Consider the following 18,940-nt stretch of genomic DNA (forward strand, 5'->3'; position numbering starts at 1 on the left):
CAAAACAACATCATTTTGATAACATTTAATTTACTTTTAAGCTTATTTGCGCGGCGTGACCCAGGCATGTTTTCTGATAACGAAATCTGATAAAATCACTCCCTTTCATAACATTATTTCAGCCTGGCGCTGGGTAGATAATTTGCATAAAAATTCATCCACATGCATAATAATGTTGTTTCTATCGTCATATTCCGGGTGACTTATGCGAAGCTCGTCTAAGCAAGAAGAATTAGTAAAGGCGTTTAAGGCGCTACTCAAAGAAGAGAAATTCAGTTCTCAGGGAGAAATTGTTCAGGCGCTGCAGGAACAAGGCTTCGATAACATCAATCAGTCGAAAGTCTCCCGCATGTTAACGAAATTTGGCGCGGTGCGTACCCGTAACGCCAAGATGGAGATGGTCTATTGCCTGCCGGCAGAACTTGGCGTGCCGACCACCTCCAGCCCGCTCAAAAATCTGGTTCTGGATATCGATCATAACGACGCCGTAGTGGTGATCCACACAAGCCCTGGGGCCGCACAGCTGATTGCCCGCATGCTGGACTCGCTGGGTAAAACGGAGGGTATCCTCGGGACTATCGCCGGCGATGACACCATCTTTACCACACCAGCCAGCGGTTTCTCCGTGAAAGATCTCCACGAAGCGATTCTGGTTCTGTTCGAACAGGAACTCTAATCCCCTCTCCCCGTAGCGTCGCTACGGGGATCGTTCTGCTTACGCTGCGTTTCCCCCTCTTTTCTACTGCCCTTCACTTTGACAAATAGTGCTTTTTACCACCCATTAACATTCATCTGGTGAATGCTAAATCAAAAAATCGCACAAAAAATCAAAAGCTACTATCCATATGATTTAATTAGATATAACCACCACAATCGAACAAAAAACACCCAATATTATGCAATTTGGTTATAAAAAATAGTCTGGTTAACACGTAATAACAATAGAAACCATTAGTCTGGTATTAATTTTTACCGTTATTAGTGTATACTTGATTTTGTGATGAGGGTCACGAAACAAGACCCCACTAAAAAATTCGACGAGGTAAGAATCATGAAAATCAAATCAACTGTAGCGGCGCTGAGCGTCCTGTCTGTCCTGTCATTCGGTGCTTTCGCTGCCGACTCTATCAATGCTGACCAGGCGCAATCCCGCCAGGCCATCGGTACGGTTTCTGTCGGCGCGGTCGGCACATCGCCAATGGACATGCGTGAGATGCTGAACAAAAAAGCGGAAGAACAGGGTGCGTCATCCTATCGCATCATCGAAGCGCGTTCTGGTGACCACTGGCACGCCACCGCTGAGCTGTACAAATAAGTTTTAGTAATAACTGAAAACGTAAATCTCCCCTCAACGGCACCAGGCATAAAAATAGCAGTTCAACCCTTCTCGCCGTTGAGTAAAAAACCCTATTCAGGAGTAAAGACTATGAAAACCAAATTGATCATCGCAACCCTCGGTCTGGCATCCGTTCTCTCTTTCGGCGCAAGCGCAGCCGTACAGCAGGTGAATGCTGACCAGGCACAAAATCTACAGCGTATGGGCAGCGTGTCCGTGACGTCAGTCACCGGTTCCCCAATGGATATTCGTCAGGAACTGGCCGCCAAAGCTGAAAAAGCAGGCGCCAGCAGCTATCGCGTCACCGAACTGAATCAGGGTGACCACTGGCATGCAACGGCTGAACTGTATAAATAAACCCTCGTCGTATCTCATCATACGACTTGCCCCTGGCCTCATGGTCAGGGGCTTTTTTTGATTCAATGCCGCGCGTTAAAGCGCAGCTGCCCTTCAAGCTCTTCTTCCGCTTCATCGAAAAGCAATATCAGCGCGCCAAAACGTCTGCGAAGCTTATCGGGCAAATGGATGAACTCAATTTCCAGCGGTAGCGGCAGCAGACTGCCGGTCACCACGTCCCACAGCGTATCCAGATTCGTCACGCTTTCCCGTTCAAGATCAAACATCCGGATAAATTCACGGTAGAAGTCTTCCTGACTGTCGATCTCGTCAAAATCAAACGTATAGGTTTTCATTGCCAGCCACCCAGTCCAGGCGAGCGGCAGATGCCGCCCTGTCTATTATAATCCCCCAATATGCAGGGTTTTAACTTCCAGATACTCTTCCAGCCCCAGCACGGAGCCCTCTCGTCCAAGACCTGACTCTTTTACGCCGCCAAAGGGCCCGAGCTCCGTGGAGACGGCACACTCGTTAATGCCAATCATCCCGCTCTCGATTGCCTGTGAAACGCGGAAGACCCGTGAGAGATTCTGGGTATAGAAGTAAGCCGCCAGCCCATAGGGCGTGTTGTTGGCGCGCTGGATAACTTCATCTTCCGAGGTGAAACGGAAGCACGCTGCCACCGGGCCAAACGTCTCTTCTTCTGCCAGCTTCATGCCTTCATGGCAGTCGCCCAGTACGGTTGGCATCAAGAAATTCCCACCAAGCGGATGGGGCTTACCCCCAGCCAGTACGGTTGCGCCCCGGGCAACGGCATCGTCGACATGCTCACGCACCTTGTTGACCGCAGAAGGTTCAATCAGCGGCCCGACGACCACCCCTTCGTCAAGACCATTCCCCACCTTCAGCCCATTCACCGCATCGGCAAGTTTATTCACAAATTTGTCGTAGACGGTTTCCTGAATATAAAAACGGTTCACGCTGACGCAGACCTGCCCGGCATTGCGGAACTTGTTGGCGATCGCCCCCTTAACCGCTGCGTCGATATCCGCATCCTCAAAAACGATATAAGGAGCATTTCCCCCCAGCTCCATCGAGACTTTCTTCATGGTTTCTGCGGCGTTACGCACCAGCGTTTTGCCGACGGAGGTTGAACCCGTAAAGGAGATTTTACGCACGTCCCGGCTTGCCATAATCGCATCGCTGATTTCATGCGTATTCCCGGCCACGGCGTTGAGCACGCCGTCGGGTACGCCGGCCTGTTTTGCCAGGGTAAGCAGCGCAAAGGCACTGAGCGGTGTGTTATTGGCCGGTTTGATCACCCCGGTACATCCTGCTGCCAGCGCCGGGCCTAACTTGCGGGTGAGCATGGCCATCGGGAAGTTCCACGGCGTAATCGCCGCGACCACACCAATGGGTTCACGGGTCGCCAGAATGCGTGAGCCGGGTTTGATCGGCGGAATAATTTCACCATTAGCGCGTTTGGCCTCTTCGGCAAACCACTGGATAAAGCTGGCGGCGTACTCGACTTCTCCCTCCGCTTCTTTCAGGGGTTTGCCCTGTTCGGTGGTCATTAACCGCCCGAGCCAGCTTTTATTCTCAATAATCAGTTCGTACCAGCGGTAGAGAATCGCCGAACGCTCTTTTGCAGTTTTGGCACGCCAGGCCGGGAAGGCTTTGGTGGCCGCTGCGATAGCCTCTTCGGTTTGTGCTTTACCCGCTTTGGCGACTTTCGCGATGACTTCCCCGGTAGCGGGGTTAAGCACATCGAAGGTCGTGTCCAGCGTCTTCCAGATTCCGTTGACCAGATAACCGGTCTGAAAAAGGATGTGATCCTGAAGCGCCTGGGTCGTCATGTGTCCTCCCTTCCTGAAATGTAAGAACGTGCTGGAATAAGTATAGCCACAAAAAAACCGACGCTTTTGGCGTCGGTTTTTTTACTTCAGTCAGTTATCCGTGAGGGCATTCTGGTAGCGATGCAGCATAAACACCAGCCGTCCTACCGGCTCGGTCACCTGAGGCGGTGCTTCCCAGTGCTTTAGCTTCTCCTGGTAGATATCGAGCTCTTCAAGCAGCTGCGTAAAGTAACGACGCCGTTTGTCATCGCTGCTGGCGGAAAGCACGTGATCGGCGGTACGACGCAGCTGGCGGTGCCAGGCCGACAGATCGTCGTTGATCGGCACCGGCGCGTTACGCAGACGCTGGTGCGCGATGATCATGGTTAACGCCAGGCGGAACTTCGCGATATCGCCAGGGAACTTGTTCAGCAGTAAAAACAGCTGCTGGTAGAGCGCGGGCAGGTGGTTCTCTTTACGGCGCGCGGTATTGGTTGTCATCGACGACACGGCAGCCGACACGAACTGGTTCAGCAGCACGCGGCCCGTTCTTGCCTGCGAGTTATCCCGTACCAGCAGTATCACCATCATGGCCAGGAAACAGCCCACCAGCTGACCTAATGCGCTGTCGAGGAACTGGCTGAAATGGAAGGTCATCGGGTTATCGAGCACGATGATGTTAATCGTACTTGCCAGCGCCCCCAGCGATCCCAGGCGCCGCTTTTGTACTTCAATGCCGATAAAGAACGCCATTACCGCCAGACTAATACAGAGCAGCAGCATGCTCTGCTGCGTCGACGGGATGATGACCAGAAAATAGAGCGCGCCTATCGGCAGGGCGGCAATGGTGCCGTAGAGGAAATCAATGGCGACCATTCGCGGGTTAGGCAGACGCATCGCCAGTGCGGTCACGACGGCAATCATCACCATCGCGCCGCTGCCGGACGTCCAGCCCGTCCACAGCCAGAACAGCGTGCCGAGCATACAGGCCAGCGTGGTACGCCAGAAGTTGACCATGGCGTGATGACGCTCGGCGGATTCCGCCTTGATCACCACTTCGCCCTGCAGCACCTCTTCTTCCGCCGCGCTGATTTTGGTGTTCCCGATCACGCCGCGCTTCAGCAGCAGATAGCGCGTCGCGGCACCGACCCAGGTGTAGATCGTCACCGGCGTGTCGCGCTCCCCTGTCCAGGCAATCACCCGACGCATGCGCTTAAGCTGCTTGTGCACGTCCTGCACGGTTTCCACCGGCTCGGCAAACAGTTCGCGGAACGTATCGGTGACCGCTTCCGGCCGGGTGTTCTGAATCAAATAGGTTTCACATGCCTGGGTAATCAGCGTCAGAGAGACGGTGTTGAGGGCTTTCAGGCGACGATTCGCGCGAGCCCAGCGCGAGGACTCCATATTAAGGTTGCTGCGCATCCCTTCCAGCGCCTGCGTACGACGTACCAGCCCGCTCCAGGCTCTATCCACCTCTTCGCTGTCGCCGTGCTTAATGCAGAGCTGCATCAGTTGGTACTGGGCAACCATCAGCGCGTCAAGCTCAAGGTCGACTTCCTGCTTGATGGAGCGCGGGGAGAACAGCAGGTCAGCGACGATTGCACTGACAATACCAATGACAATCTCGCTGCAGCGCTCAACCGCAAACTGTGGAGCAAGCAGCGGTTCAGACTGAATGGTGATGACAATAATCAGCGCGGTATAGCCCGCCAGCCCCCAGGCGTAGGAGTTCTCCACTTTCACCAGAGACGAGATCCAGGTGCAGAAACCTGCCCAGATACAGCAGACCATCAGCATCAGCAGCGGGGTGCGGATCATCAGAATAATAATGGTCAGCGCCGCGAAGCAGCCGATAAACGTCCCGATGATACGCAGCATCCCGCGATAGCGGATCGCGCCAGAATAGGGCTCCCCGCCCGCGGCGAAGGCCGGACCCGCCGCGACAATCGCAGCCGTCAGCACCGCCCAGCGAGGGGTTTCAAGCTGGAAGTGGAAGCCGACAAACAGCGCCAGCACGATGGCGCACGCCAGCTTCACGGCGAAGCGAATGTGCTGGCTGGCGATGGAAAAGATACCCATGTCGATTAACCAAACTCGCGCAGGCGGTGGGCAATTTTACGGAAGAATGAATCCTGGCTGGCATCCCGGTCTTTTTCACCGGTAATCACCACCGTCGCCGTGGTACCCGCAGGCCACAGATTTCCCTGCTGCTCATCCAGGTGGATGCGCACCGGCACGCGCTGGGCCAGACGCACCCACTCGAGGTTGGAATCTACCGTCGCCATCCCTTTAGCATCGTTAGAGCTGCTGGAGTTAGTCACCCCTGCGGCAACGCTGTCGACGGTGCCTTTAAAGACGCGATTGCTGCCCAGCGGCGTGATCTCCGCGCGATACCCTGGACGTACGCCCTCCAGCTTGGTCTCTTCCATATAGGCGAGCACGTAGAAGGAGTTCTGTTTAACCAGCGCCACGGCGGTTGAGCCGCGGGTAATGAATTCCCCGGCGTAGACGTTCAGGTTGGTCACCCAGCCATCAGACGGCGCACGGATCACGGTGCGCTCCAGATCGAGCTTCGCCAGATCGCGCGTTGCCTGCGCTTTCGCCAGCTGGTGGAGCACGGTCTGCAGCACGTTGTTGGACTGGTCAATCTCTTCACGGGACATTGCCTGAACGCCAAGCTGGTTACGGCGGCCAGCTTCGCGACGTTTCTCCGCAGCCAGCGCCTGGTAATAGGCCACGTCCGCTTCCGCCTCTTCCAGCGCTTTCTGGTAACGAGGCTGGTCGATGGTGAACAGAACCTGATCTTTTTTCACCAGCTGGTTGTCGTGGACGTTGACCGCCGTGATAAGACCGGCCACGTCAGGGGCGATGGCCACCACATCGGCGCTGAAGCGTGCATCACGCGTCCACGGTGATTCGGTGTAATAGACCCAGGCGCGGAAAATAGCGATGAAGGCGAGGATAACCAGCGCCGTAGTGATGGCAGTGCGGGAGATTTTTCTTGTTAGCGTTTTCACATCAACCTCAGACAAACATGCGCGATATCAGGTAGAACAGGCAGCAATACAGCGCGGTATTGAACAATGCAGGGTGCCAGACGAAATCGTAGATCCCGGTAGGGACCAGCACCTTGCGCACCAGCCAGAAGATCGCCAGTGATAAAAGAAGCTCGAAAAATATCGGTGGGAACGACAGACCGAACACCACGATAACGGGAAACAGACTCATGTTGACCTTGATTAGAGAGAGTGCAGGCTTCAGAATTTTTTAGCGCACGCCATCGCAGGAGAGCAAGGAACGCCGGGCGAGAATGGCGCAGCCGTTATGTAATAAATAATATATTAACGTAACTGTTATGCTGTTATCTATAATATGTGATCTAAATCACTTTTAAGCCAGAGTGAACAATGGAACGTTTAAAACGCATGTCGGTCTTCGCCAAAGTGGTTGAACTGGGCTCCTTTACCGCCGCTGCACGCCAGCTTCAGATGAGCGTCTCATCCATCAGCCAGACGGTGTCCAAACTGGAAGATGAGCTTCAGGTCAAGCTGCTCAACCGCAGCACCCGCAGCATTGGGCTGACGGAAGCGGGTAAAATTTACTATCAGGGCTGTCGCCGCATGCTGCTTGAAGTGCAGGATGTTCACGAACAGCTTTATGCCTTCAACAACACCCCCATCGGCACGCTGCGCATCGGGTGTTCTTCAACTATGGCACAAAATGTTCTCGCTGCCATGACCGCGGATATGCTGAAAGAGTACCCCGGGCTTACCGTCAATCTGGTGACGGGTATCCCGGCGCCGGATCTGATTGCCGACGGGCTGGACGTGGTGATCCGCGTCGGCGCGCTGCAGGATTCCAGCCTGTTCTCGCGTCGGCTGGGCAGCATGCCGATGGTGGTCTGTGCATCGAAAAGCTATCTGGCGCAGTACGGTGTGCCGGAGAAACCCGCCGACCTCACTAACCACTCATGGCTGGAGTACAGTGTGCGGCCCGACAATGAATTTGAGCTGATCGCCCCGGAAGGGATCTCCACCCGACTGCTGCCGGAAGGGCGTTTTGTCACTAACGATCCGATGACCATTTCGCGCTGGCTGGTGGCCGGCGCCGGGATCGCCTACGTGCCGCTGATGTGGGTGATCAACGAGATCAACAGCGGCGTGCTGGAGATCCTCTTCCCACGCTACCAGTCCGATCCGCGCCCGGTGTACGCCCTGTATACCGAAAAAGACAAACTCCCGCTCAAGGTACAGGTGTGTATTAACTATCTGACCGAGTATTTTGTGGACGTGGCGGAGCTGTTTCAGGGGATGCGGGGAAGAAGGAAAGAATAATCGATTTATCCCTGAAAGTATATGAGCGATGAATATTTCCAGGATAAAACCCCTCTGCATTCTGGAATATTCCTTCGCCACTATCAGGAATAGCTAATTGACACTGCCGCCGCCCGCCCTTTACTTTATAAACACTCTGCTGTTCAGACTGTTATTAATTTGTTGCTGATATGAATAATAAAATGTATTCCGCAGGATGACATTAAACAAGGAAAAGAAATGAATCTATTTGAACAAACACCGCCTTCACGCAGGCGCTATGGGCTCGCCGCATTCGTCGGTTTAATTGCAGGGATTGTCTCCGCGTTTGTCAAATGGGGAGCCGAAGTGCCGCTTCCGCCACGCAGTCCCACCGATTTATTTACCGGCGCATGCGGGCCTGAGCAATTAATAAGAGCCGCAAGCCAGATTGACTGTTCACGTAATTTTTTAAACCCTCCCTATGTATTTTTACGTGACTGGCTGGGTGTTGTTGATCCTAACGCAGCGGTTTATACATTTGCCGGACATATATTTAACTGGGTCGGCGTGACGCATATTATTTTCTCAATCGTCTTCGCTGTCGGGTATTGTGTCGTTGCTGAAGTCTTCCCGAAAATTAAACTCTGGCAGGGTTTGCTGGCGGGTGCGTTAGCTCAGCTCTTTGTGCATATGATCTCCTTCCCGCTGATGGGGCTGACGCCACCGCTGTTTGAGCTGCCGTGGTATGAACACGTGTCAGAGATCGTGGGCCATCTGGTCTGGTTCTGGTCGATAGAAATCATTCGTCGTGATTTACGTAACCGCATCACGCACGAGCCGGATCCGGAGATACCGCTGGGTCACTTACGCTAAAAGAAAGGCGCTACTGATGTAGCGCCTTTTTTATGAAGGAGTCAGGTCAGGCTGTGCCGCCCACCGTCAGGTTGTCCACTTTCAGCGTTGGCTGGCCCACGCCAACCGGCAGGCTCTGGCCCTCTTTACCGCAGACGCCCACGCCGTTATCCAGCTTCAGATCGTTACCAACCATCGAGATCTGCTGCATGGCTTCAATACCGGAGCCAATCAGCGTTGCACCTTTCACCGCTTTGGTCACTTTGCCCTTCTCGATCAGGTACGCTTCTGAAGTAGAGAAGACAAACTTACCGGAGGTGATGTCCACCTGGCCGCCGCCAAAGTTTGGCGCAAAGATACCGTAATCAACGGATTCGATAATCTCCTGCGGCGTGGATTTGCCCGGCAGCATGTAAGTGTTGGTCATGCGCGGCATCGGCAGATGCGCGTAAGATTCACGGCGTCCGTTGCCCGTCGGCGCAACACCCATCAGGCGCGCGTTGAGTTTGTCCTGCATGTAGCCTTTCAGCACGCCGTTTTCGATCAGCACATTGTACTGGCCTGGCGTACCTTCATCGTCGATAGCCACCGAGCCACGGCGATCGCGCATGGTGCCGTCATCCACCACGGTGCACAGCTCAGAGGAGACAAGCTGCCCGATCTGACCGCTGAACACGGACGTCCCGCGACGGTTAAAGTCGCCTTCCAGGCCATGGCCTACCGCCTCATGCAACAATACGCCCGGCCAGCCGGCACCCAGCACCACCGGGAATGAGCCCGCCGGCGCCGCGACGGCATTCAGATTCACCAGCGCCATACGGACGGCTTCTTTTGCCCACGCGTCAGCGCGCGCTTCACCGTCAACGTCGCCCAGGAACCAGTCATAGCCGAAACGACCGCCGCCGCCGCTTGAGCCGCGCTCGCGTTTGCCGTCCTCATCAACCTGCACGCTGATGGAGAGACGCACCAGCGGGCGAACATCTGCCGCCAGGGTGCCGTCCGTTGCCGCCACCAGAATCAGTTCATACACACCGCTCAGGCTGGCTGAAACTTCCTGCACGCGTTTGTCCGCCGCGCGGGCGACTTTGTCCACGCGACGCAGGATATCCAGCTTCTCTTCACGGCTCATGCTCTGCAGCGGATCGATGCTGGTATAGAGCGCAGAGTGCTGCACTTCTCCGAGGGTTTTCACGCGACCATCGCCGGTATCACGCACAATGGTACGCGCGGCCTGCGCGCTCTGCTCAAGTGCGGTGAGGCTAATCTGATCGGCATAGGCAAAACCGGTTTTCTCGCCGCTGACGGCACGGACGCCGACGCCCTGGTCGATGTTGTAGGAGCCATCTTTGATGATGCTGTCTTCTAAAACCCAGGATTCGTGATAGCTCGACTGGAAATAAAGGTCGCCGTAGTCGAGACGGCGTTCGGTCAGTTGACCAAGAATGGAGAACAGGTCCTGATGGCTCAGGCCGTTCGCTGCGAGCAAATGTTCACTTACCAGGTTCAGACTCATCGTATTGCTACTCGTTCGTTGCCGCCCGTGGCGGTATAAAGATCGTATTTATTGAGAGTGAGGCAATTACCTGCCCACGTCAAATCATTGCTGTGCATCTTTGCGCGGCTGGCGCAGCACCTCGTTAATCTGCGGTTTATCTACCGGACCGGTAATGCGGTAGCGCAGAATGGAGACCTTGCTCCAGAGTGGCCCCAGCACTTTACTGGCGGCAAACACCGCCGCACCAACAATCGGGTTCACCACGAAAGCTGCCGCCACACCCACGCTCGCGGAAATTTCCGGTGCCACGACGGCTTCCATATCCAGTTCGCGACGCACGAGGTTAACGGAGCCTTTCATGGCGATATCCGCTTCAAGGCCATCCACCAGCGTGTCGTCCGTGTGCAGAACGCCGTCCTTGATCCACGCCGTACTGCGGATGGAATCGTAGTAGAAACCTTCGTTGAAGGTATCACTGAAATCGAAGCGCAGCTTGCGCAGCAGCGCGTCAAAACTCAGCAGGCGCAGGATCTGTCCGGCACGCCCCGTACTCACGTCGGCGATCTCACCTTTGCCGAAGTGGGTTTTCAGAATGCCGTTAAGCGAGGCCTCATCCGGCTTCCACGGTGCGTCGCGCCAGTGAAGATCGTAATCGACGTCAAATGACGAGCCGCGCAGCGGCGTGCTGATACCAAAGAAACTGGCTGCCGCATCCAGTTTGTTGCCTTTAATATCGCCCTTCAGGGACGTCCGCTGCTCGCCCGGGTTATTCACCCATTCCCCTGCGGCCGTCATGCGGCCAAATCCGGTATCAACCAGGCCGCCGGAGAGCGTAAGCGTGTTTCCCTGGATGGCAAAATCACCGTCGATGCGGCCATATTTCTGCCCCCACAGCCAGCACTCCGCACAGCGCAGCTGGAGATCGGGCCAGCCGCTAAAATCGACGCGGGAGGTATGACTCAGCGGCGACGTCTCTGCCGGTTTGTCTTTCCCGCTCGCGGCGCTTGCCGGGTTGTAGTAGAGGTAGCGGATCGCCGCCTGCCACGGCGCGTGATTGCGCATGGTCAGCGTACCGTTGATCTCTCTGCCCTGGGCCTCCACCTTCGTGCCGTTAGCGCCAGGCTGCGAGACAATGCTCAGGTTGTTCCACTGCTGCCCGCCCAGCATCAGCGACGGCGTACGTACGGTAATGGTTTGCGGGAACTGGGCGGTTTCATCAACGTTTTGCCCAACGCCTTTCTGGAACAACGCCAGCCACTCAGCACCGTCCATCGACGGGAGATTCAACTCAATGCCCGTCTGCTCCGGCAGCGGCGGCGTGGAGCGGCTATCCGTTGTCCAGATGGCTTTGTCGAGGGTGAGCTTGCGGTTAAGCAGCCAGCGGCTGTTGAAGTGGTTTGTCCCACCCGCGCTGCCGGTCAGCGCGAAGCTGTTCAGGTTGCCATCGACGTTCAGCTTTACCGGCAGCGGCTGTCCGGCCTGTTTATCCAGCGGCGCAGGCAGCTGGCTCTGAAGGTTTTTCAGATCGCCCGTGATGTCGACCTTATACTGGGCACCCGCGTGATAAGGCAGGTCGATTGCCACTTTACCCTGCCAGGCAACCGCCCCCTCCACTGACGCCTCAATGGGCTTCGGCAGGACGTCCATACGTGATGGTTGCCAGTTACCGTCAAGATTGACGGCTACCTGATAGGCCTTTTCACCCTCGGTCGTCGTGAAGTCAATATTAACGGGCTGATTAAACCAGCTGGCCGTAAGCGGCTCGCTCTTCAGGTTACCGTTCTCAAAGCTGAACTGCCCGCTGAGATTTTTCAGCGTGCTCTCAAGGGGTTTGATGAACAGGCTGTTGTTCTTCAGACGGACGTCGCCTTTGGCGGTGGTCATCTTGCCGTCCAGCGGGATATCAAGATGTAAGCGAGCATTCACATCGCCATCAAGCTGCAGCTGTTGAAGCGTCGCGGCCAGCGACTCTTTCAGAGGCGTCTCCTCAAAGTACGGTCCGACCGCCTTGCCGGGACCGTTGATGTCGGCATCAATCAGCAGCTTCTCTTTTGAGTAGTCCGGAATGTTGGCCGTCAGGTTACTGGCCGTCACGCCGCCCAGCGCCACGCTGTCGGACTTCATCCACAGGCCGTCATTGAGGAAATTAAGTTCGATATCCAGGTTTTTCAGCGCGGGCCAGTCCGGCTGGAACGCGAAGGTGGCGTTATGCAGCGGCACCAGCACCTGGAACTGGCCTTCATTATGTTTGTACGGGAAAAGATGCGGATTTCCGCCGTAGACCAGCGTGGCATTGTCCGCCTGACCGCCCTGAATCGCCCCGCTGAGATAGTCTACCAGCGCTTTTCCCATCAGGTTTTCCGGGAAGTAGCGCCAGGCCTGAGAGCCGTCATCGGTGCTGATCCCGGCGAGAATACCCAGCCACGGCTCATCCCCTTCAGGCTGCAGATAGCGGAAATCGCCGCGCGCATGCACCGCTTTGGCTTTCACATCGATATGGCGGCCATCAAGCTGGAAACCCTTGTCGTTACGGAGCCAGTTAAGCACCGCACTGCCCTGTTTGATTTCCAGCGGCGCGCGGAAGACCGTCTCGTAAGGCATTTTGGCGTCGTGCATATCAACCGTCAGCCTGCCGTTTTCCACGCTGCCTTCCAGCTTGCCGCTAAAGTGCTCTGCACCCGGCAGCAGCTTCCACTGCTTCCAGGCAAGATCTTTCCACGTTGCCTGGAAGCGGGTTTTTTCCGTCGCCTGGAGCGGGATATCCAGCGCCAGAGCGTCTATCTTCCCGCTCGGCTGCGTTGCCAGCCAGATCTCGCCGAGATCGGGAGAGAGCTTTGCCGCCATCGAGCGCAGCCCTTCAATGGCAGCCAAATCCAGGTTGCTGGCACGGATGCGCAGCTCGTCGCTGCGTTTACTGGCCGCACCACCAACGTCCTGCTCCGGCATCCAGGCCAGCGTCAGCGCACCGCGCGGCCACGGCTTGCCGTCCATGGTGATGCGCGTATCGGGAATGGCAAACTGCCAGCCCTCTTTCTCCTGCGTTACGTGTGCGGTGAGGTTATCGACGGAAAGCTGATGCTGTTGTTTTTCGCCTTTCCAGCTTGCGCCTCCCTGCTTGAGCCAGATATCACCGCTGGCAAATTCGCCTTTCGTCAGGGTCAGCCAGCCTTCAAGACTGAAGCGGGCCGTTTCCAGCTGCATATTTTGCTGGAGCCAGTCGCCCAGCCACGGCTTGACGTCCACATCATCGGCCTGCAGCCAGACTTTGCCGTTATTTAACAGGCCGTCATCGTCGCGCAGATCCATGCGCACCTGCATCACGCCGTGCTGGCCGTTCAGGCTTGAGAGATTGACCTGTCCCTCGGCGCGATGCCGATCCTTACCGTTGAGCCAGGTCAGCTGCGGGATCGCCAGCTCGGCGCGCTGGCCGGAAAGAGTAATAAAGCTCACTTCGCTGTCGCGCAGATCGAAATGATCGAACTGGCGGAGGAAAAGATCGCTGAAGCGGTTGGCTTCAAGCCCCTGACCGCTATCGCTACCGGACAGCGGCGTATTGGTAAGGAACTGGAGCTGATAAAAGGTGAGATCGCGAAACTGCCAGCGCAGATGCAGCAGGCTTTGCCAGACGTCCAGCGCCAGGGTCACGCGTTTGATTTTCAGGTAGCCGCCATCTTTCAGGCGGGCGTTGATATCCCGGACATCGAGCGTCGGGCCAAAATTTTGCCAGTTAGCGCTGACCTGACTGACGTTCACCGGCACGCCGGTGGTGGATTCGATTTTCGCCAGCAGCTGCGGACGCCAGCTGTCCAGATGCGGCAATACGAGGCGTAGCCCGCTCACGAGCAACGCGACAATCACGACCAGCGTTGCCCCTGTAAGCAATAAAATCCCCGGCAATCGCCTCACGCATCTCTCCTTGTCAGCATTCGTCACGCAGCGTACTGCGTTTACATCATTACGACGTCAAACTGCTCCTGGTTATAGAGCGGTTCAATTTGTACTTTTACCTGTTTGCCGACAAAGATTTCCACTTCCGCCAGCGCGTGTGACTCTTCGCCTTTCAGCGCTTCAGCCACCGCAGGGGAAGCATAGACCAGAAAACGGTCGGAGTCGTAGGCATGATGCACACGCACAATTTCACGCATAATTTCGTAGCAGACGGTCTCAACCGTCTTTACCGTTCCGCGTCCATGGCAGGTCGGGCATTCATTACACAGCACATGCTCCACGCTCTCGCGGGTACGCTTACGCGTCATTTCCACCAGTCCCAGCTGTGAGAAGCCGTTGATGCTGGTTTTCACGCGATCTTTACTCAACGCCTGCTCAAGCGAGTGCAGCACGCGGCGACGATGGTCTTCATTACTCATATCGATGAAGTCGATGATGATAATGCCGCCCAGATTGCGCAGACGAAGCTGGCGCGCAATCGCCTGTGTGGCTTCGATGTTGGTGTTGAAGATGGTGTCATCCAGGTTGCGATGGCCGACAAACGCGCCGGTGTTAATATCGACGGTGGTCATCGCTTCGGTCTGATCGATGATCAGATAGCCGCCTGACTTCAGTTCAACCTTACGCTCCAGCGCACGCTGGATCTCGTTTTCAACATCATAGAGATCGAAGATCGGCTGACGCCCTGAATAATGCTCCAGCAGGCCAGGCATCTCGGGGATATATTCGGCGGTAAATTCCAGCAACGCTTCATAGGTCAGGCGCGAGTCCACGCGAATGCGGTCGAGCTGCGCATCAGCAAAGTCACGCAGAACGCGTTGTGCAAGCGCCAGTTCACCGTAGAGCTGGTAGCGGGTCTGGTTGCGTTTTTTACGCTCCATCACTTTGGTCCAGACGCGCTTCAGGTAAGCCGCATCCGACGCCAGGTCTTCCTCGCTGATCCCCTCTGCGGCGGTACGGATGATAAACCCGCCCTGCTCATCGCAGTAGGTACTCACCACTTTCTTCAGACGCTCGCGCTCGGTTTCGCTCTCAATACGCTGCGAAACGCCCACGTGCGACGCGCCGGGCATAAAGACCAGATAGCGGGAAGGTAAGGTGATGTCGGTGGTCAGACGGGCGCCTTTGGTACCGAGGGGATCTTTCACCACCTGCACCATCAGATCCTGTCCCTGACGCACCAGTTCGGAAATGTCGCGCACGGCAAACTGCTTTTGCTCTTCGCCCGCGACGCACTCGGTGTGCGGCATGATATCGGAGGCATGTAAAAATGCCGCCTTATCCAGTCCAATATCTACAAAAGCCGCCTGCATACCCGGTAGTACACGACTGACACGACCTTTGTAGATATTGCCTACTATTCCGCGCCGCGCTTCACGCTCAATATGAATTTCCTGAAGAATGCCACCATCAATATAGGCCACACGGGTTTCCGATGGCGTTACGTTTACCAACAATTCAGCCGTCATAATTATCCCTTCCCTCACGCAGTGAGTTAAAATTGCTCAGCAACTCATACGTTTCCACCAGCGGTAAGCCGACTACGGCGTGATAGCTGCCATGAATCTTCCTGACAAAACAGCCACCCAGCCCCTGAATACCGTATGCACCTGCCTTATCCATTGGTTCACCGCTGGCAATATAAGCGGCGATGTCGTCGTCGGTAAGCACTCTGAACGTCACTTCTGTCACCACCAGGCAATCCAGCACGTGCTGGCTGTCAGCCAACGCGACGGCCGTCATCACCTGATGCGTATGTCCGGACAGTTTGCGCAGCATGCGCGCCGCATGATCGGCGTCGCGCGGTTTCTCAAGCACTTCACCGTTCAGAATAACGATGGTATCTGCTCCCAGCACGGGGAGATCGCATGGCACACTGGCCACGCCCGCCTGCGCTTTCTCACGCGCCAGGCGAGACACGTACTGCTGGGCGCTTTCGCCCTCAGCACGTCTTTCTTCAATGCCGGTCACGATGCGTTCAAAAGAGACCCCTAGCTGCGTCAGGAGTTCCTGACGGCGCGGGGAGCCGGAAGCGAGATACAAAGACGTCATAGAAACCTTTTATTGCACAGCAAACTGCTGGCGAACCTTACGCATCAGCAGGAATAACCATGGCCAGAGCACACCGTTTACTACACTACTCCAGAACACTTCCGGTCGGAAAGAGACGTTGATCACTAAAAACTCTGCCCAGAAAACAACGATATCCGCAGCGAGCGACAATAGCATCACCACCAGGGCCTGTTGCCAGAGCGCAAGGTTACGGAAGAGCTGGAATTTGAGTGCGACGAGGTACGCAATAATGCTCATGGACAAGGCGCGCACGCCAAGCGTAGAGCCGCTAATGAGATCCAGTATGGCACCCATCACGAAACCTGTGCCGACATTTACGCGATGCGGCAGGGCAAGGATCCAGTAGAGCAAAATGAGCAATACCCAGTTTGGCCGGAAAACGAGAATGTCATCCGGCCAGGGCATCACTTGCAGCAACAGTGCAATGAGAAACGAGAGCCAGATGACCCAGCGTCCCTGGCTACGATAGCTTGCCACTACTGCCCTCCCGAAGAGAGTTTAGGCGGTGGCGGCGCATCCGGCAGCGGCTGCGTTAACCCGGTTGCCGGCGCCGGGACTGGCGCAGGTGGCCCCATGGAATCCGCAGGCGGGAGAACCTGCGGCATCATCTGCATTAGGCGCTCATTTGCCACGCGATGCACCTCTTCAGGCGTCATCGGGTTAGCACCGTTACGATCGGCGCCCCACAGCAGCAGCAGATAGCGCAGACGCTGCAAACCGGCGGTTGGACGCGCCTGAATTACGGTATAGGCACGCTGCGTATCCAGCTTCACTGAAGAAACCACCGCAACCGGATAGCCCTCAGGGAAGCGTCCGCCCAGACCGGAGGTCACCAGGACGTCACCCACGCGGATATCCGTGTTAGCTGGCAGGTGTTCCAGCTGCAGGTCGTCCGTACAGCCATTACCGGCCGCAATCACGCGGATGTCGTTACGCAGGACCTGGATCGGCAGCGCATGCGTGGCATCGCAAATCAGCAGCACGCGGCTGGTCAGCTTGGCCACGGCAACCACCTGGCCCACGACGCCTTTATCACTGATAACAGGCTGACCTTCATACACCCCGTTCACGCTCCCTTTGTCGATCACAACCTGATCGCTGTAGGGGTCGTTCACGGTGGAGATCACCTGCGTGACCATTTTCTGCTCATCCTGACGCAGCGGCGAGCCGAGCAGTTCACGCAGACGCGCATTTTCCTGCTTGTATTGCCCCAGCATCAGCAGTTCACTGTTTTTCAGCAACAGTTCCTGACGTAATGCCCGGTTTTCGAGTTCGAGTTGGTCACGTGAAGACAGCGTTTGAGAAACGGAGTCGAGCAATTCACGGGGACCATTGGATATAAAGTAGAAAGGACTGACGGCGGTATCCATGTACGTTCGGATCTGGCTGAACGTACCGAGGCGGCTATCGGCAATAATGACCCCAAGCGCAACCAGAACCGCCAGAATGAGGCGAAACTGTAGCGATGGGCCACGGCTAAAAATTGGCTTCATAGGCTATGCGTATTCTCGCGTCAGAGAGAAAGGGTAGCAAATTGCTACCCTCTCAAACTCGACTACTCTTCGCTGAACAAATCGCCGCCGTGCATGTCGATCATTTCCAGCGCCTTGCCACCACCACGGGCGACGCAAGTCAGTGGATCTTCTGCAACTACGACAGGAATACCTGTCTCTTCCATTAACAGGCGGTCGAGGTTACGCAGCAGCGCACCACCACCGGTCAGAACCATACCGCGCTCGGAGATATCGGACGCCAGCTCTGGTGGGCACTGTTCCAGCGCGACCATTACCGCGCTCACGATACCCGTCAGTGGTTCCTGCAGTGCTTCCAGAATTTCGTTGGAGTTCAGGGTGAAACCGCGTGGCACACCTTCAGCCAGGTTACGGCCACGTACTTCGATCTCACGCACTTCATCGCCCGGATACGCAGAGCCGATTTCGTGTTTGATACGCTCTGCGGTGGCTTCACCGATCAGAGAGCCGTAGTTACGGCGTACATAATTAATGATGGCTTCGTCGAAGCGGTCACCACCGATACGTACGGAAGAGGAGTACACCACGCCGTTCAGAGAGATAACGGCCACTTCAGTGGTACCACCACCGATATCCACCACCATGGAACCGGTCGCTTCAGACACAGGCAGGCCAGCACCGATGGCCGCCGCCATTGGCTCTTCAATCAGGAACACTTCACGCGCACCTGCGCCCTGGGCAGATTCACGGATTGCGCGACGCTCTACCTGGGTTGCACCAACCGGCACACACACCAGAACACGCGGGCTTGGGCGCATGAAGCTGTTGCTGTGAACCTGCTTGATGAAGTGCTGAAGCATTTTTTCAGTCACGAAGAAGTCGGCGATAACGCCGTCTTTCATTGGGCGAATGGCGGCGATGTTGCCAGGGGTACGACCCAGCATCTGCTTCGCGTCATGACCCACTGCGGCCACGCTTTTCGGCGAGCCTGCACGATCCTGACGAATGGCCACAACAGAAGGCTCATTCAATACGATGCCTTGTCCTTTTACATAAATAAGGGTATTCGCGGTACCCAGGTCAATGGACAGGTCATTGGAAAACATGCCACGAAATTTTTTCAACATACTAAGGGATAATCCTGAAAGCTGGGGCGGAAAACAAAATCCGCTTACTTTACCAACCACACGCAGCAGCGACAAGGCGCAAAAATCATCTGCAACGGTGAAAATTTGTGCAGTACGTTTCCTGATGTTACAAAATCATCCCCTGACTCCCTCAGGGCTGAGTAAACAGTA

17 protein-coding genes are annotated in these 18,940 nt (G+C 55.8%); 5 read left to right on the forward strand and 12 right to left on the reverse strand.

Annotated features, from left to right (window positions below; all coding sequences use genetic code 11):
• Positions 1 to 205 precede the first annotated feature (205 nt).
• From argR to yhcN (GXP72_RS20440), 3 genes are all read left to right on the forward strand, one after another.
• Positions 206 to 676 carry a transcriptional regulator ArgR gene (gene argR / locus GXP72_RS20430; protein WP_023309388.1) on the forward strand — a complete coding sequence of 157 codons (471 nt, stop codon included), beginning with the start codon at positions 206 to 208 and terminating at the stop codon, positions 674 to 676.
• Positions 677 to 1,051: 375 nt separating this feature from the next.
• Complete coding sequence (yhcN, locus tag GXP72_RS20435; RefSeq protein ID WP_024906333.1) at positions 1,052 to 1,315, forward strand: peroxide/acid stress response protein YhcN; 264 nt, start codon at positions 1,052 to 1,054, stop codon at positions 1,313 to 1,315.
• Between the two features lie 111 nt (positions 1,316 to 1,426).
• Positions 1,427 to 1,693 carry a peroxide/acid stress response protein YhcN gene (yhcN, locus tag GXP72_RS20440; protein WP_014885424.1) on the forward strand — a complete coding sequence of 89 codons (267 nt, stop codon included), beginning with the start codon at positions 1,427 to 1,429 and terminating at the stop codon, positions 1,691 to 1,693.
• 62 nt (positions 1,694 to 1,755) lie between these two features.
• Here the strand turns inward: yhcN (GXP72_RS20440) and GXP72_RS20445 are convergent, their stop codons facing one another.
• The 5 genes from GXP72_RS20445 to aaeX form a co-directional block, all read right to left on the reverse strand.
• Positions 1,756 to 2,028, reverse strand: a complete 273-nt coding sequence (locus GXP72_RS20445) for a barstar family protein (protein ID WP_090418892.1) — start codon at positions 2,026 to 2,028, stop codon at positions 1,756 to 1,758.
• A 45-nt stretch (positions 2,029 to 2,073) separates the two neighbouring features.
• Complete coding sequence (locus tag GXP72_RS20450; RefSeq protein WP_208763302.1) at positions 2,074 to 3,528, reverse strand: NAD-dependent succinate-semialdehyde dehydrogenase; 1,455 nt, start codon at positions 3,526 to 3,528, stop codon at positions 2,074 to 2,076.
• Between the two features lie 90 nt (positions 3,529 to 3,618).
• On the reverse strand, positions 3,619 to 5,586 hold the full coding sequence (gene aaeB / locus GXP72_RS20455; RefSeq protein WP_090418899.1) for a p-hydroxybenzoic acid efflux pump subunit AaeB: 1,968 nt from the start codon (positions 5,584 to 5,586) through the stop codon (positions 3,619 to 3,621).
• 5 nt (positions 5,587 to 5,591) lie between these two features.
• Positions 5,592 to 6,524, reverse strand: a complete 933-nt coding sequence (gene aaeA / locus GXP72_RS20460; protein ID WP_032650427.1) for a p-hydroxybenzoic acid efflux pump subunit AaeA — start codon at positions 6,522 to 6,524, stop codon at positions 5,592 to 5,594.
• Positions 6,525 to 6,531: 7 nt separating this feature from the next.
• A complete protein-coding gene (aaeX, locus tag GXP72_RS20465) occupies positions 6,532 to 6,735 on the reverse strand; it encodes a p-hydroxybenzoic acid efflux pump operon protein AaeX (RefSeq protein ID WP_003860416.1) in 204 nt (67 codons plus the stop codon).
• A 179-nt stretch (positions 6,736 to 6,914) separates the two neighbouring features.
• On the opposite strand from aaeX, the gene aaeR reads away from it, so the two are divergent.
• Together aaeR and GXP72_RS20475 are read left to right on the forward strand one after the other, a co-directional pair.
• Complete coding sequence (gene aaeR / locus GXP72_RS20470; protein ID WP_023309395.1) at positions 6,915 to 7,841, forward strand: HTH-type transcriptional activator AaeR; 927 nt, start codon at positions 6,915 to 6,917, stop codon at positions 7,839 to 7,841.
• 219 nt (positions 7,842 to 8,060) lie between these two features.
• A complete protein-coding gene (locus GXP72_RS20475; protein WP_024906328.1) occupies positions 8,061 to 8,675 on the forward strand; it encodes a YagU family protein in 615 nt (204 codons plus the stop codon).
• Positions 8,676 to 8,721: 46 nt separating this feature from the next.
• On the opposite strand, the gene tldD is transcribed toward GXP72_RS20475, so the two are convergent.
• From tldD to mreB, 7 genes are all read right to left on the reverse strand, one after another.
• A complete protein-coding gene (tldD, locus tag GXP72_RS20480) occupies positions 8,722 to 10,167 on the reverse strand; it encodes a metalloprotease TldD (protein ID WP_024906327.1) in 1,446 nt (481 codons plus the stop codon).
• Between the two features lie 84 nt (positions 10,168 to 10,251).
• Positions 10,252 to 14,055 carry an AsmA2 domain-containing protein YhdP gene (gene yhdP / locus GXP72_RS20485; RefSeq protein WP_090418902.1) on the reverse strand — a complete coding sequence of 1,268 codons (3,804 nt, stop codon included), beginning with the start codon at positions 14,053 to 14,055 and terminating at the stop codon, positions 10,252 to 10,254.
• A 41-nt stretch (positions 14,056 to 14,096) separates the two neighbouring features.
• Complete coding sequence (rng, locus tag GXP72_RS20490) at positions 14,097 to 15,566, reverse strand: ribonuclease G (RefSeq protein WP_208763303.1); 1,470 nt, start codon at positions 15,564 to 15,566, stop codon at positions 14,097 to 14,099.
• Positions 15,556 to 16,149 carry a nucleoside triphosphate pyrophosphatase gene (locus tag GXP72_RS20495; protein ID WP_024906325.1) on the reverse strand — a complete coding sequence of 198 codons (594 nt, stop codon included), beginning with the start codon at positions 16,147 to 16,149 and terminating at the stop codon, positions 15,556 to 15,558. The genes rng and GXP72_RS20495 overlap by 11 nt, the downstream gene beginning before the upstream one ends.
• Before the next feature lie 9 nt (positions 16,150 to 16,158).
• Entirely contained in the window at positions 16,159 to 16,647 is a 489-nt protein-coding gene (gene mreD, locus GXP72_RS20500; RefSeq protein ID WP_023309399.1) for a rod shape-determining protein MreD, read from the reverse strand.
• Positions 16,647 to 17,663, reverse strand: a complete 1,017-nt coding sequence (gene mreC, locus GXP72_RS20505) for a rod shape-determining protein MreC (protein ID WP_032650442.1) — start codon at positions 17,661 to 17,663, stop codon at positions 16,647 to 16,649. The genes mreD and mreC overlap by 1 nt, the downstream gene beginning before the upstream one ends.
• Positions 17,664 to 17,725: 62 nt before the next feature.
• On the reverse strand, positions 17,726 to 18,769 hold the full coding sequence (mreB, locus tag GXP72_RS20510; protein WP_000913396.1) for a rod shape-determining protein MreB: 1,044 nt from the start codon (positions 18,767 to 18,769) through the stop codon (positions 17,726 to 17,728).
• Between the last annotated feature and the right edge of the window lie 171 nt (positions 18,770 to 18,940).

It is taken from the genome of Enterobacter sp. SES19, assembly GCF_011765665.1.
In the GTDB taxonomy this organism is placed as follows: Bacteria; Pseudomonadota; Gammaproteobacteria; order Enterobacterales; family Enterobacteriaceae; genus Enterobacter; species Enterobacter pseudoroggenkampii.

What these genes read in the sequence shown, in the direction of transcription:
- tldD (WP_024906327.1), bottom strand. Translation starts at nt 10,167, where the DNA reads ATGAGTCTGAACCTGGTAAGTGAACATTTGCTCGCAGCGAACGGCCTG.
- rng (WP_208763303.1), bottom strand. Translation starts at nt 15,566, where the DNA reads ATGACGGCTGAATTGTTGGTAAACGTAACGCCATCGGAAACCCGTGTG.
- mreC (WP_032650442.1), bottom strand. Translation starts at nt 17,663, where the DNA reads ATGAAGCCAATTTTTAGCCGTGGCCCATCGCTACAGTTTCGCCTCATT.
- GXP72_RS20475 (WP_024906328.1), top strand. Translation starts at nt 8,061, where the DNA reads ATGAATCTATTTGAACAAACACCGCCTTCACGCAGGCGCTATGGGCTC.
- GXP72_RS20445 (WP_090418892.1), bottom strand. Translation starts at nt 2,028, where the DNA reads ATGAAAACCTATACGTTTGATTTTGACGAGATCGACAGTCAGGAAGAC.
- aaeX (WP_003860416.1), bottom strand. Translation starts at nt 6,735, where the DNA reads ATGAGTCTGTTTCCCGTTATCGTGGTGTTCGGTCTGTCGTTCCCACCG.
- aaeB (WP_090418899.1), bottom strand. Translation starts at nt 5,586, where the DNA reads ATGGGTATCTTTTCCATCGCCAGCCAGCACATTCGCTTCGCCGTGAAG.
- GXP72_RS20450 (WP_208763302.1), bottom strand. Translation starts at nt 3,528, where the DNA reads ATGACGACCCAGGCGCTTCAGGATCACATCCTTTTTCAGACCGGTTAT.
- argR (WP_023309388.1), top strand. Translation starts at nt 206, where the DNA reads ATGCGAAGCTCGTCTAAGCAAGAAGAATTAGTAAAGGCGTTTAAGGCG.
- yhcN (WP_014885424.1), top strand. Translation starts at nt 1,427, where the DNA reads ATGAAAACCAAATTGATCATCGCAACCCTCGGTCTGGCATCCGTTCTC.
- GXP72_RS20495 (WP_024906325.1), bottom strand. Translation starts at nt 16,149, where the DNA reads ATGACGTCTTTGTATCTCGCTTCCGGCTCCCCGCGCCGTCAGGAACTC.
- aaeR (WP_023309395.1), top strand. Translation starts at nt 6,915, where the DNA reads ATGGAACGTTTAAAACGCATGTCGGTCTTCGCCAAAGTGGTTGAACTG.
- yhcN (WP_024906333.1), top strand. Translation starts at nt 1,052, where the DNA reads ATGAAAATCAAATCAACTGTAGCGGCGCTGAGCGTCCTGTCTGTCCTG.
- mreB (WP_000913396.1), bottom strand. Translation starts at nt 18,769, where the DNA reads ATGTTGAAAAAATTTCGTGGCATGTTTTCCAATGACCTGTCCATTGAC.